13 protein-coding genes and 1 pseudogene are annotated in these 15,111 nt (G+C 42.5%); 7 read left to right on the top strand and 7 right to left on the bottom strand.

The window, feature by feature from the left end:
- The first annotated feature begins 4 nt into the window (after positions 1–4).
- The 5 genes from AC1DVB_RS01605 (at position 5) to AC1DVB_RS01585 (ending at position 5,242) form a co-directional block, all read left to right on the top strand.
- On the top strand, positions 5–1,243 hold the full coding sequence (locus AC1DVB_RS01605; RefSeq protein WP_057278245.1) for a sensor histidine kinase: 1,239 nt from the start codon (positions 5–7) through the stop codon (positions 1,241–1,243).
- 115 nt (positions 1,244–1,358) lie between these two features.
- Positions 1,359–1,754 carry a hypothetical protein gene (locus tag AC1DVB_RS01600; RefSeq protein ID WP_239859873.1) on the top strand — a complete coding sequence of 132 codons (396 nt, stop codon included), beginning with the start codon at positions 1,359–1,361 and terminating at the stop codon, positions 1,752–1,754.
- A gap of 317 nt (positions 1,755–2,071) precedes the next feature.
- Entirely contained in the window at positions 2,072–3,256 is a 1,185-nt protein-coding gene (locus tag AC1DVB_RS01595; protein ID WP_095678782.1) for a NupC/NupG family nucleoside CNT transporter, read from the top strand.
- Between the two features lie 149 nt (positions 3,257–3,405).
- Entirely contained in the window at positions 3,406–4,365 is a 960-nt protein-coding gene (gene msrB, locus AC1DVB_RS01590; RefSeq protein WP_057278242.1) for a peptide-methionine (R)-S-oxide reductase MsrB, read from the top strand.
- 22 nt (positions 4,366–4,387) lie between these two features.
- Positions 4,388–5,242: an STAS domain-containing protein gene (locus AC1DVB_RS01585; RefSeq protein ID WP_095678780.1), complete on the top strand. Its 855-nt coding sequence runs from the start codon at positions 4,388–4,390 to the stop codon at positions 5,240–5,242.
- A 49-nt stretch (positions 5,243–5,291) separates the two neighbouring features.
- Here AC1DVB_RS01585 and AC1DVB_RS01580 read toward each other — a convergent pair whose 3' ends face one another.
- From AC1DVB_RS01580 to AC1DVB_RS01565, 4 genes are all read right to left on the bottom strand, one after another.
- A complete protein-coding gene (locus AC1DVB_RS01580; RefSeq protein WP_057278240.1) occupies positions 5,292–6,944 on the bottom strand; it encodes a glutamine--tRNA ligase/YqeY domain fusion protein in 1,653 nt (550 codons plus the stop codon).
- Between the two features lie 297 nt (positions 6,945–7,241).
- The gene (locus AC1DVB_RS01575; protein WP_034316039.1) at positions 7,242–7,982 is read right to left on the bottom strand and encodes an amino acid ABC transporter ATP-binding protein; all 741 of its coding nucleotides are present in this window, start codon (positions 7,980–7,982) and stop codon (positions 7,242–7,244) included.
- Positions 7,983–7,993: 11 nt separating this feature from the next.
- Entirely contained in the window at positions 7,994–8,659 is a 666-nt protein-coding gene (locus AC1DVB_RS01570; RefSeq protein WP_034316037.1) for an amino acid ABC transporter permease, read from the bottom strand.
- Between the two features lie 26 nt (positions 8,660–8,685).
- Positions 8,686–9,465, bottom strand: coding sequence for a transporter substrate-binding domain-containing protein (locus tag AC1DVB_RS01565; RefSeq protein ID WP_057278239.1), 780 nt, complete (start codon positions 9,463–9,465; stop codon positions 8,686–8,688).
- A gap of 461 nt (positions 9,466–9,926) precedes the next feature.
- Between AC1DVB_RS01565 and purU the strand changes: the two genes are divergently transcribed.
- Positions 9,927–10,829 carry a formyltetrahydrofolate deformylase gene (gene purU / locus AC1DVB_RS01560; protein WP_034316032.1) on the top strand — a complete coding sequence of 301 codons (903 nt, stop codon included), beginning with the start codon at positions 9,927–9,929 and terminating at the stop codon, positions 10,827–10,829.
- A 358-nt stretch (positions 10,830–11,187) separates the two neighbouring features.
- Here the strand turns inward: purU and AC1DVB_RS01555 are convergent, their stop codons facing one another.
- The 3 genes from AC1DVB_RS01555 to AC1DVB_RS01545 form a co-directional block, all read right to left on the bottom strand.
- The gene (locus AC1DVB_RS01555) at positions 11,188–11,847 is read right to left on the bottom strand and encodes an SIMPL domain-containing protein (protein ID WP_098185048.1); all 660 of its coding nucleotides are present in this window, start codon (positions 11,845–11,847) and stop codon (positions 11,188–11,190) included.
- 141 nt (positions 11,848–11,988) lie between these two features.
- Entirely contained in the window at positions 11,989–12,183 is a 195-nt protein-coding gene (locus tag AC1DVB_RS01550) for a YwbE family protein (protein ID WP_034316239.1), read from the bottom strand.
- A gap of 112 nt (positions 12,184–12,295) precedes the next feature.
- Positions 12,296–13,816: an FAD-dependent oxidoreductase gene (locus AC1DVB_RS01545; RefSeq protein WP_477587877.1), complete on the bottom strand. Its 1,521-nt coding sequence runs from the start codon at positions 13,814–13,816 to the stop codon at positions 12,296–12,298.
- Positions 13,817–14,545: 729 nt separating this feature from the next.
- Between AC1DVB_RS01545 and AC1DVB_RS01540 the strand changes: the two are divergent.
- Positions 14,546–14,737, top strand: a pseudogene (locus AC1DVB_RS01540) (ParB/RepB/Spo0J family partition protein); the annotation flags it as partial.
- Positions 14,738–15,111: the final 374 nt, after the last annotated feature.

The following is a 15,111-nucleotide window of genomic DNA, read 5'->3' as shown; positions in this document are numbered from 1 at the left end:
CATTATGTTCCAAAAAACAAGGCTTCAACTAACAATATTGAATTCTATCGTCTTTATTGTCTTAATAGCCATATTAAGCAGAACGATTTATTTCTATACGGAAGACCAGATCTATAAGGATGTCAATGATTCACTTATAAAGGATTACCGGGATTTCAATAATGGCGGCATGCCAGGCGGACGTCCGCAAGGTGAGTTTCTCTTAGGACCGGGGCCAAGCGTCATCGTTTGGGGGCCGGATGATACGATCATTGAGCCAAGACTGAGTGTAGATAATTTTTTTAAGGTCAATGAACAAAAATTTTTCCCTAAAACTTTTGATGACATTGAAGAAATTTCAGTGAATGGATACACGTATCGGGCCCTTTCCACCCAGGTCGATACGGGGTATGGACAGATGGCCGTACAATTCATCAGGAATGTGGATACAGAAAAGGATATGCTCGATCGCTTGCTGCTCATATTGTTCGTTGGTGGAGGAATTGGAAGTCTAGTGGCGGTGGGCGCTGGTTATCTTCTGGCAGGACGGGCCTTGATCCCGGTCAAGAAATCCTGGGATCAGCAGCAGCAGTTTGTCTCGGATGCTTCGCATGAAATTCGAACGCCGCTTGCTGTCATTCAATCGCGGGCTGATTTGCTATTTCAATCACCTAACGCGACAATCGAGGAAAAAGCCGTTGATATATCCATCATTTCGAAAGAAGTCCGCCGATTGAATAAGCTTGTTAGCGGACTTTTGACCTTGACCAGAACGGATTCGAATCAAATGGAGGTTAAGAAATCGAACTTTTTCCTTGATGATCTACTTATGGATATCGTGGAACAGTATACGGATATAGCTTCTTTTCAAGAGAAATCAATCATTAGCCATGCTCCCGAACAGGTAGTGTTTCATGGGGATAAAGAGAGAATTCATCAGCTATTGGTGATCTTGGTGGATAATGCCATGAAATTCACCGAGGAAGGCGGGGAAATTTCCCTATCCTGCATCAAGAATGCTTCATCCATCATTCTTACTGTAGAAGATAATGGAATAGGCATTCCACAGGAAGAACTCCCCTTGATTTTTAACCGTTTTTACCAAGTGGAGCAATCCCGTTCGGAAAACGAAGGCTCTGGCTTAGGTCTATCCATAGCCAAATGGATTGTAAACACACATCAAGGGAACATCAAGGTTACAAGTGAGCAGAATGAACGGACCCGTTTTGAAATCACTTTTCCGAGAAATCAAAGGAAAAATTAGCTGCCATCCAATACGAAAAAGACCCTTACTTTCTTCCTTGCTGCTTAAGGAAAAATTAAGGGTCTTTTTAGATAATCATCTTATAAATACATTTATTTTCGGAGGAGAATCATTGATGAAAAGACTTGGTGGGTTACACTTTTTGGTTGGAATATGGGTTCCGGTCCTCTTAATGGCCCAAGCAGTCATCGGGATCATGATGTATGTGGATGGCAGCGGCAATGAGCCCATGAATCGACAGGCGGTGATGGGGCAGCATGCCTACCGCAATACAACAGAATCGGATACGGAGGAATCGGTTAGTAGCAGAACGGAGACAGATGATTCATCGACGGAAACGGCAACTAATGATACGCAGGGCACTCCACAAGGGGGGTGCCTAATGGTTCCGGAACTCCAGGAGAAATGCCAAGCGGCGGCGGTTTCCAAGGCAGAGACTCTTTTGCTGGGAAATTCATCGACTTTTATCAAGGGGCAGGTGGCTTGGCCGCATCCATCATCATCTTTGTAATTGGAGTCACTGGATTAGCGACAACGGTGATATCCAGAAAAACAGCTGCCTGAATAGTCGATATTATTTAGGCAAGAGAAGGTTCCTTTCGAAGTGGAGCCTTCTTTTTTAATTCACGAAACCCATTATTGTCACTAATTGTTATTTTAAAAAGGGAAATAATAATTGCACTAAAAAAAATATTAGTTTAATATAGACTTCTGGAGAGGTACGTACATGTATTTTGGATGAAAGAGAAAACGTTTGCATAAATTATTTGAGGGTATCCTACTATTAATGCACGAACATTAAATTCACCCTTAGTGGAGGCAGAATATATGAAATTTCTGATTGCAATTTTAGGACTGCTTATTGTTTTTGGACTAGCTATCTTAGTCAGCAGTGACCGGAAGAAAGTTAAAATAAAACCGATCATCCTCATGTTGGTCATTCAGCTTGTTTTAACTTATTTATTATTAAACACGAAGTTTGGCTTAGTGATCATCAATTCAATTGCCGATGGTTTCGGAAAACTTTTGGAATGGGCAAATGAAGGGATCACCTTTGTATTTGGCGGGATCGTAAATGAAGGAGCATCGCCCTTCTTTTTAAATGTCCTTCTTCCTATCGTATTCATCTCCGCATTAATCGGGATTTTACAGCACTTCAAAATCCTTCCGTTCATCATGAAGTGGATTGGATTCGTTCTAAGTAAGGTGAATGGGATGGGTAAATTGGAATCTTACAATGCGGTTGCATCAGCAATAGTAGGCCAATCCGAGGTTTTCATAACCTTGAAAAAACAACTCGGTGCCATTCCGCCATCTCGCATGTATACGCTTTGTGCATCAGCCATGTCAACTGTATCGATGTCGATTGTCGGTGCTTATATGACGATGATTGAACCAAAGTACGTTGTGACGGCCATTGTTATTAACATGTTTGGTGGATTTATCATCGCATCCATTATCAATCCTTATACCGTAACGGATGCAGAGGATATTCTCCCTGTTGAAGAAGGGGCAGAGAAGCAGTCTTTCTTCGAAATGCTTGGGGAATATATCATGGATGGGTTCAAGGTTGCCATCACTGTAGCGGCGATGTTAATTGGTTTCGTTGCTTTAATCGCCGGGATCAACAGCATATTCGACATGATTTTCGGCATCAGCTTCCAAGACATCATGGGGTATATCTTTGCGCCGTTTGCCTTTATCATGGGTATACCGATTTCAGAAACCGTGACTGCTGGCGGAATCATGGCGACGAAACTGGTAACCAATGAATTCGTTGCCATGCTGAGCTTAGGGGAAGCATCAGCTGCCTTGAGCGAAAGGACGATAGGGATCGTTTCGGTTTTCTTGGTTTCATTCGCCAATTTCTCATCAATTGGTATCATTGCCGGTGCAGTCAAAGGACTTCATGAAAAACAGGGAAATGTTGTAGCCCGTTTCGGCTTGAAGCTGTTATATGGTGCGACTCTTGTCAGCATCCTATCAGCGATCATTGTAAGTGTGATACTTTAAATAACGGATTTAACACAAAAGGGCACTTGGGTTTACTCCTAAGTGCCTCTTTTATATTTGTTACGCAAGGTAGAGTTTTTGAATTTGAAGGTGCTTGGCTTGCTGATATATAATACATAAAATGACAGGAGTGAAAGGGGAGTTTTAGGATGACGATGGATGGAAAAGAAACAGCTATCTTTGCAGGAGGCTGCTTTTGGTGCATGGTTGCTCCCTTTGATGAAATGGACGGTATCATTTCAGTGACATCAGGTTATACAGGCGGTGATTTTGCCGCTCCAAGTTATAAACAAGTGATTACCGGTGCGACTGATCATGTTGAAGCGGTTCAAGTGGTATTCGATCCATCAATCATTTCCTATAAAACGTTATTAGAGATATTCTGGCAGCAAATCGATCCAACAGATGATAATGGACAGTTCTCGGATAGGGGAAAGCAATACAAGGCAGCCATTTTCTATCTTAATGAACGTCAGAAACGGGAGGCAGAACAATCGAGGGAAGATTTAATGATGAGCGGGCGGTTTAAGAAACCTATTGTTACGGGTATTCTACCCTCGGGGGAATTTTACGCCGCTGAGGAATATCATCAAGAATTCTATCGGAAAAATCAATTTCGCTATGCATTGTACCGTAAAGGCTCAGGACGGGATGCTTTCATTAAAGAAAATTGGCCTAAGGATAATGCACACCTTAGAAAGACCTTAACGGAGAGTCAGTTTCATGTCACCCAGGAAAATGGCACGGAGCCGCCTTTCGATAATGCTTATTGGGATCACTTTGAAGAAGGCATTTATGTGGATGTCGTTTCTGGGGAGCCCCTATTCAGTTCGCGGGATAAATATGATAGCGGTTGTGGGTGGCCAAGCTTCACGAAGCCCATCATGTCGGCAAGTGTCAATGAAAAAATGGATCTCAGCCACCGAATGACCCGGACCGAGGTGCGCAGCAGGGATGCCGATTCACACCTTGGACATGTTTTTCCCGATGGTCCAAGTCCTAAAGGCACGAGATATTGCATAAACTCTGCGGCCCTTCGATTCATCCCCAGAAATGAAATGGAGAAAGCGGGATATGGAGATTTATTAATACTATTCAAAATGAAATAACTAGGGAGATAGGGGAACACAAATGGATAAAATAGATGAAAATTTATATCGATATATCCTTGATAACTCGTCTAAGATTACGGAAAACTGGCTGGCTTTAAGGGAAAAGCAGTCTGGGTCGATCTATTCAATAGATTCTAATGAGGAAATCGAAAAGCTGCTTAGGGAACAGAATACATGGACCATCAAGACAGTGACAAGTGCTTTACTTGAAGATGAAACTGCTTTTATGGAAACGATGGAGCAGTGGGCCACACTTGTCGCGAAGAGCAGGGTTGAATCGGACACCCCCATTCACGAAGTGTTGGAAGCGCTTAATAAGGTGCGTGAAATATATTGGGCATTCATCACTGATTATATGCTCATGGATACGAAGATAACGAAAGAAATAATCATCCGGTGGAGCCGGCTTATTAATCGTGCCTTCGATCAATTGAACCGTGAGTTCACCGAGCAGTATTACCTTTTGACAAAAGAACGATTGTCAGCTCAACAGGAGCTGATTAATGAACTGGGCGCACCTGTCATTCCCATTGTTGATGCCATTGCGGTATTGCCGTTAATCGGTGAAATCGATACCTATCGGGCAAAGGAAATTTTGAATGGGGCTCCAAGCAAATGCATTAGCAAAAATATCACCCACTTATTCATCGATTTATCAGGAGTCTCCCTTTTGGATACGATGGTTGCCCAACAAATCTATCAATTGATAAGTACCCTGAACCTGTTAGGCATTCAATCGACCATTTCCGGGATTCGACCTGAAGTGGCCCAGACATCGATTCAGTTAGGCCTTGATTTTAGTCAGGTTTCGACACATAGTACTCTTAAACAAGCCCTTTCCAAACAAGGGATCAAGCTATACGAGAAAAAATGATAAATGAAAAGAACCAGATCCTCTAGGAATCTGGTTCTTTTTCGTGATTCTATAACTTGAATGAACTTTTCAATCCGACGATTTGGTTGAAGACCAAGTGATCGGCCGCAGTGAGTTTTGAATCAACATTATAATAGCCATGCCTGAAGAATTGGAATTTATCCTGAGGCTTAGCATCTTTCATGTTAGGCTCGACAAATCCTTGTAAAATTTCGATAGAATCAGGGTTTACCCGGTCCAGGAATGATTTTTCTTCCTCTTCATCATTTTCCTTATCCAAGATTAAAGGCTGAAAGTTGCGGAATTCTGCTGAAACCGCTTGTGAAGCTTCGACCCAGTGCAATGTACCTTTCACTTTACGGCCAGTGAAGCCCGATCCGCTTTTCGTTTCAATATCGTATGTGCAGCGAAGTTCAATGACGTTACCGGCTTCGTCCTTAATCACTTCTTCACATTTAATGAAATAAGCATGCTTCAAACGGACTTCATTGCCCGGGAAAAGTCGGAAATACTTTTTCGGCGGGTTTTCCATGAAATCGTCCTGTTCGATATATATTTCACGTGAAAACGGGATTTGGCGTGTACCCATTTCCGGTACTTCCGGATTGATCTCAGCATCCAGCCACTCTATCTCGCCTTCCGGATAGTTGGTGATGACCACTTTAAGCGGGTTCAGGATGGCCATAGTCCGTGGAGCCTTCAGCTTTAAGTCTTCCCGCACGAAATGATCAAGCATTTGAGAATCTACGATACCGCTTGTTTTGGCGACACCTATCTCTTGGCAGAATGCACGAATCGCTTCGGGTGTATACCCGCGTCTCCGCAAGCCTGAAACAGTAGGCATCCGCGGATCGTCCCAACCGTCCACGAAGCCCTCATCGACAAGCTGCTTCAGTTTTCGCTTGCTCATTACTGTGTTGGTCAGGTTAAGACGGCCAAATTCATATTGCTTTGGTTTGCTTTCCATTTCACAATTCTCAACGATCCAGTCATAAAGAGGGCGTTGATCTTCGAACTCAAGCGTACAAATGGAGTGTGTGACTCCCTCGATGGCATCTTCAATCGGGTGGGCAAAGGCATACATTGGGTAGATGCACCATTTGTTGCCGGTATTATGGTGTTCAGTATGGGAGATACGGTATATGACGGGATCACGCAAATTAATGTTAGGTGAGCTCATATCGATTTTTGCACGCAATACTTTTGTGCCGTTTTCGAATTCGCCGCTGCGCATCTTTTCAAATAGTTCAAGGTTTTCCTCGACGGTTCTATTGCGGTAGGGGCTGTCTTTTCCCGGCTCTGTCAGCGTTCCGCGATATTCACGGATTTGGTCGGCATTAAGGTCGTCCACATATGCCAGCCCTTTATTGATGAGCAGCACAGCTCTTTTATACATTTCATCAAAATAGTCGGAAGCGAAGAAAAGGTTATCCCAGTCGTAACCGAGCCATTTTACATCTTCCTTAATGGAGTTTACAAACTCAATATCCTCTTTCAATGGATTCGTATCATCGAAACGAAGGTTGGTTTTCCCATTGAAATCATCAGCCACCCCAAAATTCAAAATGATTGATTTGGCATGCCCGATATGTAAATATCCGTTCGGCTCAGGAGGGAAGCGGGTTATGACATGATCATGTTTTCCGGACTCTAGGTCATCTTTTATAATATTTTTAATAAAATTCGAAGAGTTATTTTCCAACTGAATTCGACCTCTTTCATTTATATACTTCTTTTAATTTTACCTGTATATATACCATAAATACAGATATTTTTCCATGTTCGAGCCGGAATCACGGTTTATCTGTAACAATTCATCAAGTATTTAGTTTGTACAATCCGAGCGGAAATATCCCTGAAACTTTGATCATGTAATTTAGGGAACGACCTAACCGGACATTAAAGAAACAAATTAGACCCTTTTCATCTAAAAAAGCAATACAGGAATTCATGCCTGTATTGCTTATAAACTCGCTAGCAGTCAGATTTTAGAATTAAATCAAAAGACTGTCGTTTGTAAAAATTCTTTTGTACGTTCTTCTTTTGGATTGGTGAAGAATTCTTTTGGCGGTCCGCTTTCGACAACCCTCCCATTATGCATGAAGACAATCCAATCCCCGACCTCACGTGCAAAGCTCATTTCATGTGTAACGACTACCATTGTCATCCCTTCCAAGGCAAGTTCCTTCATCGTGGCAAGAACTTCACCCACAAGTTCGGGATCCAGAGCCGAGGTAGGCTCATCAAAGAGCAGGATATCAGGTTTCATGGCAAGGGCGCGGGCGATGGCAACACGCTGTTTCTGCCCGCCTGAGAGCTTGCTTGGATAGACATCCGCTTTATCTGATAAACCGACTTTGGCAAGCAATGTCTTTGCTTCTTCAATCGCTTGGGCCTTAGGGACTTTTTTGACGTGTGTCGGTGCTTCGATGACATTTTCCAGTACGGTCATATGCGGGAAGAGGTAGAAATGCTGAAATACCATTCCGACTTTCTCGCGGATTTTATTAATATCATGGGTACCAGGATTGATTTCCGTTCCTTCAATGAGGATTTGGCCGCTGTCTTTCTTCTCTAAATAATTCAAACAGCGGAGCAGGGTGCTTTTTCCGGAACCGCTTGGTCCGATCAGACAGACAACATCGCTGTCGAGTACCTTCATATCGATATCTTTAAGTACATGCAGGTTTCCATACGATTTATTTAAATTCCTAATGCGAATCATTTCTTTTTGTTCCATTTCAATTCCCCCTATCGATCACTGATGGACAGTTTCTTTTCGAATAAATTGACGATAATGGTCAGGAAAGCTACTAGAATCAAGTAGTAGACCGCTACAATCAATAAATAAGTCATTTCATCGAAATTATTCGAGCCCAACGTAGTGGCTACATTAAACAGCTCATTCATGGATATGAAAGCTGCCAGTGATGAATCCTTCAGTCCGATGATGAATTGGTTGCCAAGCGGCGGCAATGCGCGGCGGAAGGCTTGAGGCAAGATGATTCTCCTTAAGGTGAGCGAATTGCTCATGCCAAGGGAGCGTCCGGCCTCCATTTGGCCTTTGTCGATGGATTGAATCGTACCACGTAAAATCTCTGAGATATAAGCTCCATTATGGAAAGCCAGGGCAAGTGACGCCGCCCAGAAGTCCGGCAGTAAGAAGAGATTGCTGATACCGAAATAGAGTATGAATATCTGTACGATTAAAGGCGTTCCCCGTACCAGGAATACATATGTATCTGAAATCCATGCAAGAATTTTTATATTTGATATTTTTAATAGGGCAAATAGCAAACCGATGAAGATACCCACCAATATGGAGACTACCGTCAGTTCCAATGTGAGGAGCATGGCCCGGATGAATACGTCCGAGGAGCTAAATAATGTATCAAAAAAATGTGAAAAACTTGGCAATGTAATGACTCCCTTTCTATCAATCTTTATTCAGGCTTAGTTGTGATGTCTTCACCAAAATACTTTTTGCTGATTTCAGCAAGCGTTCCATCTTCACGGAGGTTTTCAAGAGCTTCGTTGATGCGTGCAAGCAGCTGAGGGTTATTGTCAGGCAGTACGATGGCCTGTTCGCTTCGTTCGATCAATTGCCTTCCTTCGATGTCGAAACCTTCCTTGGTCGCTTCCTTGCCGGTTACGAAGTCGGTGATGACGGCATCATGACGTCCTCCGCTCAATGCCTTCAGGGCGGTGATATCACTGTCATAGGTTTTTACATTGGTTGTATATTTTTCTGCTGTCGTTGCGTACGTGGAGCCTTTAGAAGCCGCAACTTCCTTACCCTTTAAATCTTCAACCGTTTTAATATCACTATCCGGGCGGACGAAAATTTGAGGACCTGAGTAGTAATAAGGGGTCGAGAAGGCAACATGTTTACTTCGTTCTTCATTGATTGTATGGCTGGCAACCGCGGCATCTGCCCGACCGGTTTTAACACCTTCCACAATACCTTTGAACTTTATCCGTTTAGGCACAGGTTCTAGGTCGAGTTCCTTTGCAATTGCATCGCCAACTTCAATATCGAATCCGGTTACGGTCATGTCATCATTGACATAACTGAATGGCTTGAATTCACCTGAGGCAGCAAAAACAAACTGGTCCTCATTGATCAGCTTACTCCCGTCCTCCAGCTGGTCCTTTTCGGCACAGCCGGAAAGAAGACCAAGGACAGCCAGAATGGATACAATGAATGTAACGGATGATTTCATGATAATTTCATTTCCCCCTTTGAAAAAAACTAATAGAATGGTCTATACCCTTATGAGGCAATGAATAACCTTATTAACTATGGAAAATAAAACTGAAACCAAAAAGGCTGTCCAGCACATACCGACATTTCATCCAAGAATCCCCCTTCACTATGCATTTCATAAAGGTTCTCGGCCTTTGCCTTCATTTCCTTCCAAATTACATGTAATTTCCTGAAAAAGTGACAAAAATTACTTAATAGGAGAAGAAATTTTGAAACAATTCAGGCTGATGATGTATCTATCGAAAGCGAAAAACTGATGATAACCGTATCTAATGAATGGGATGGGATAAAACTGTGGAGTAATTTAGGCAATGTTGATTTTGTCTACCAACAAAGTCCCGATTTGATTGACTGACTTTAATTTCAGACATGAATTGAAGTATAATATAGCAAAATAGACGAAGGGCAGTTGGGAAAATGGTTAGCAACTTTGTGCAAGAGCAGTTACAGGAATATCGCGAAAGAAATCAAGATAGAGGCCGTTTAATTATAAAATGTCCGGACCAGCCGGGAATTGTTTCGACAGTTACGGCTTTTCTTAAAGAATATGATGCAAATATTGTTGAATTGAGTCAGTATTCGATGAATCCTGAGGGCGGTACCTTTTTCACCAGGATCGAGTTTGATTGTCCAGGATTGAATGACAAGGCAGCGGATATGCAACTGGCATTCCAGGAAGTTTCGACAGCATTCTCGATGCAATGGACATTTAATCATGTGAGTGATCTGAAGAGGACGGCAATCTTCGTTTCGAAGGAACCCCATTGCCTTCTGGAATTGCTATGGGAGTGGCAAAGCGGGGATTTATTGGCTGACATTGCACTGGTCATCAGCAATCATGAAGATACGAGGGAAATTGTCGAATCGATGGGCATCCCGTTTTATTACATTCCTGCAAATAAGGATATACGTAAGGAAGTGGAGACTAAACAGCTTGGACTTTTGGAAGAATTCAAAGTGGACCTTATTGTATTGGCCAGGTATATGCAGATATTGACGCCGGACTTCGTAGCGGCCCATCCGAACAGGATCATCAATATCCATCATTCATTTTTACCTGCCTTCATTGGAGCACGGCCTTATGAACGAGCTTATGACAGAGGTGTTAAGCTGATTGGGGCGACTTCCCATTATGTGACGAATGATTTGGATGAAGGTCCAATCATCGAGCAGGATATCGAACGTGTGGACCATCGTGATTCTGCCGGGGATATGAAGAAAATCGGTCGTTCTGCTGAACGCCGGGTGCTGGCACGTGCCGTTAAATGGCATTTGGAGGACCGCGTCATTGTTCATGAAAATAAAACGGTAGTCTTTTAAAATGAAAAACCCCCCTTTGGGTTGCCAAGGGGGGGTTCCGTTGCGCCCATCCTAGAACCATGATTTTAGTGGAATACTGAATTATCCTGCATGTTTTTAACTTGATTATAGGAATGAAACCCTTACTAGATTGAAGAAATTTGTAACACTCCTGCCGAATAACTGGCTAGCTGAGACCCCGGGAACGCTTGCCGGCGAGGAGTCTTGGCAGACAGTCGACGGAAAGGGAGCGGATTTCTGAAATCACCTGGCACCTTTTTAACCGAATTGAAAGTAAATTAGTTCTTCTCTAATTTGTCTGCAGTCTGAATCCCCCTTTAGGTTAAGGGGGGTTTTTTATGATGGAATTAAGTGAGTGCTAGTACGAGTATTCCACCCTTACTGAGGCAGTTATGTTCAATTCACCAGGCTGAATCGGGGTAGTCGCCATTTTTGAAAGAGTACTTGTTTGAAAAAGCATTGGAGTTGCCGTTTCAGATAGTTCTTCAACCCTATTAGGGACTGGGTTCAATGAGATTCCTAGCGTTCGAGCCATGGAAAGAGCCTTTTCGTATGCATTTTTTAAAGCGAGAGAAAGTGCCTGGTTATAGTATGCATCTGGATTGGATAAAGAGAAGCGGATGCTGGTGATTGAATTGGCACCGCTTCTGACGGCCGTGTCGATTATGCTGCCTATTTTCTCGATGTCGGTCGTTTGGGCTTGTATGATGTGCTGGACTTTGTAGTTCTTGAACAATTCCTTTCCGTCAATATAATCATATTGTGGATCGATTCTGTAATCACTCGTTTTCAATTGCTCTTCGGGAATGCCTGCGGATTTAAGTGATGCGATGACATTTGCGATTGCTTGGGAATTGGCTTGCTGGGCCTTTTGCGGGTCCTCATCCTCCGTTATGACTCCAAGGGTGATCGTGGCTTGATCCGGAGCAGCAGATAGCGTCTCTGAGCCGGAAACTTTCAATATATGTTCATCGGTGCGGTAATGATCCCTAAAGGGGGCATTGTATTCTTGATTCATTTTGACACCAGCCTTTTTATAGAGATAATCTCACCCCTATTGTACGAATTATGAATGGGAAACATGATTGAAATATCCCCCTTTGTCATTAATCCATCGAACAATCACACAAAAAAACACTCGGCCTGGACCGAGTGCACATTACTTATGAATGACTTGAACCCTGCCTACCTGGCCATCAGTCAATCTTACTTTAATTCCATGAGGATGGGTGCTGGAGTTGGTTAAAATATCCTTTACAGTGCCGCTTGTCAGCTTTCCGGTGCGTTGATCTGCTTTAAGTACAATGTCCACAGAGGCACCTGGGGTAATATCTTTCCGGTTTTTACCGTTCATGTTCGATTCATTCCTTTTCAGAGTTATTTGCAGCCATTCAACCATGCAGTAACTTCAGTATAAGGAAAACGGCGGGCACAGTCGACTATTAGATAAAATCACAAATTGGCAGTCAGCGAATTTTCTTCAATGGTTCGACAGCAGGGCCATTTAACACTTCACCAGCGATGGAGTAGCGGGAGCCATGGCATGGGCAATCCCAAGTACGGTCGCCGCTATTCCAGGCAACTTCACACCCCATGTGTGTACATGTGGAATCAACAATATGAAGCTGGCCATCATGGTCACGGTAACACCCAGCTTTGTCTCCATCCACCTTCACGATTGCTCCTTCATCAATTCCTATGTCTTCCGGAGTTTTATGATTGACAGCCAATTTGCCTTTGATCAGATGCTTCGCCACATCAGCATTATCTTGAAGAATATTCTTCACGCCTTTTAAACGGGAAGGATCATACAATTCCGCATACCGGTTATCTTTTTGTAAAATCCGGTCACTTAAGATCCTGGCGGCAATCGATCCATTCGTCATTCCCCATTTCGCATAGCCGGTAGCTATCAGGACGTTTTGTTGGTTGGCTGTCACGGGACCGACGAAGGGGATATTATCCGGTGTCACGATATCCTGTGCCGACCAGCGGTAGGGAATGTCTTTCACATCGAAATACTGGGCACTGAATTCCTTCAGTGCTTCATAATGCTCGATCGTCGAGATTCCCTGGCCTGTTTTATGGCCATCTCCGCCAACAAGTATAAGTTTTTCCCCATTGTCCAATTCCGTATAGCGAAGGGAGCGGCTAGGGCTGTCTGCACTGTAATACATCCCGCCTGGATACTCCTGTTCAGTCCTGATGCCAAGCACATAGGACCTACTTACATGAACACGGGCAAAGTATAAGCCCTTTTCATCATTGAAAGGGAAGTGGGAGGCCACGATAACCTGATTGCTTTTGATGGAATGTCCCGTATCAGTCAGAACGGTTGGTGGATCGCCGTCTTCAATTTTCATTGCCGTTGTCCGTTCATAAATGGTGCCTCCTGCATCGAGAATTGTCGAAATGAGGGCCGTTAAATATTTTAATGGGTGAAACTGTGCTTGATCTTTCATTATCACAGCAGCTTTACAAGGAATGGAGAAAGGGATATTCTCCGCATAATCCCCCCGAATGCCAAGTTTTTGATAAGCTCTCAGTTCTTTTTGGATTTTGCTTATATATTCGTCCGTATTTGCGTACACATAGGCATCCTGTGCAGTCAAATTACATTCAATGGAATGTTCTTCTACCAAGTCTTTAATCAGCTTCATTCCATCTGTATTGGCTTCATAATAAAGCTTGGCATTCTCTTCGCCATGGTCAGTGATCAACTGGTCGTAAATCAGGCCATGCTGGGCCGTGATTTTTGCTGTAGTGTGTCCTGTCGTTCCGGTAAGGATTTGGCCTGCTTCAATCAGTGTGACTTTTACACCTTGTTTAGCAAGTAGGTAAGCAGATGTGATTCCGGTAATTCCGCCGCCTACTATTAAGACGTCAGTGGTTAGATCTGTATCTAGTTTAGAAAAAGAAGGGAATGTTAACGCACTGCGCCAATAAGGTTCCGGAAATCGGGGAAGGTCTGTATTTTTTTCAGTCATTTGAATACCTCCATACAGTTCATTAGTAAATCGTCCATTTATTACCATACCCAAATTCGCTATTTATACGCTTATTTTTGTAAGAAGAAAGACTAAAAAAATACATTATTTGGTTCGTTTACAATTATGTATACATGTAAACAAAAATAGATACTTTGTACACAAATATGTATACATGTTTACAAATGCGTACACGTGGCTATATATAAGGTGTATACATATTTGTTCCTATTGTAAACAATTTGAAAACAATACGACAAATATAGCTACAACTTATGAAGGAATGACTATAGTGGAAACTTTTTCAACTTCCAGAATCGTGGAGAGGAGGGCCGTTAAATACTTTAAAGGAGTGAAACTGTGCTTGAATATGGAAGAATTACAAGGAAAGGAGAAAGGGATTTTTTCTGGATAATCCCCGCGAATGGCTAGTTTCGATAGGCTTTTGGTTCTTTTGGGATTTTACATTTATATCTATCAGTATTTGCGTGAATATAGGTATCCATTGCAGTCAAATTACGTTCAATGCAATGTTTGTCTACATAAGCCCATTCTTTCTGCATTTTGCTACATAATATAGTTTGGCTTTCTCTTCACCATGTTTTAGTGAACAAAAAAGTCGTAAACCAGTCATGCTGTGGTGTGTCCCGTTGTTCCGTTAAGGATTTCACCAGCATCTATCAGTGTAACTTTAATACCTTGTTCCCCGTAATTCCGCCGAAGGACTGACTGACACCGATTGAAGAAGCTTTGGCTTATGAAAACTATTGGAGCTGCATAGTTTAACGCAAGAAGCTCTGGCACAAAGACTGGGAATAGGTCAATCTACCGTGGCGAATAAGCTTCGGCTGCTTAAGCTGCCCCAGGAGGTTCAGGATGCACTTTCTTCAAATGCAAATTACGGAACGCCATGCCCGCTCGAAGACGTCAGTGGTTATATCTGTATTTAGAAAATGAAGGGGGATTTAACGCACTGCGACAAATGTGTTCCCAAATTTGGGAAGTTTCTGTATTTTCCAGCCATTTGAATACCTATATACAGTTCATTAGTGAATCGTCCAATTATTACCATATCTAAAATCTGCTATTTATCCGCTGATTTTTGTAAGAAGAAATATTTTAAAAAATACATTATTTGGTTTGTTTACAAATGAGTATACATGTAAACAAAAATAGATACATTGCAAACAAAAAAGTATACATGTTTACAATCAAGTACACATAGCTATTTATAAGGTGTGTACATATTTGTTCCTATTGTAAACAATTTGAAAACAATTCGACAAATATAGCTA

The sequence above is a fragment of the Peribacillus sp. P4_D6 genome (genome assembly GCF_056401795.1).
Note: the sequence above shows the minus strand (reverse complement) of the source record. Positions and strands in the feature narration are given on the sequence as shown.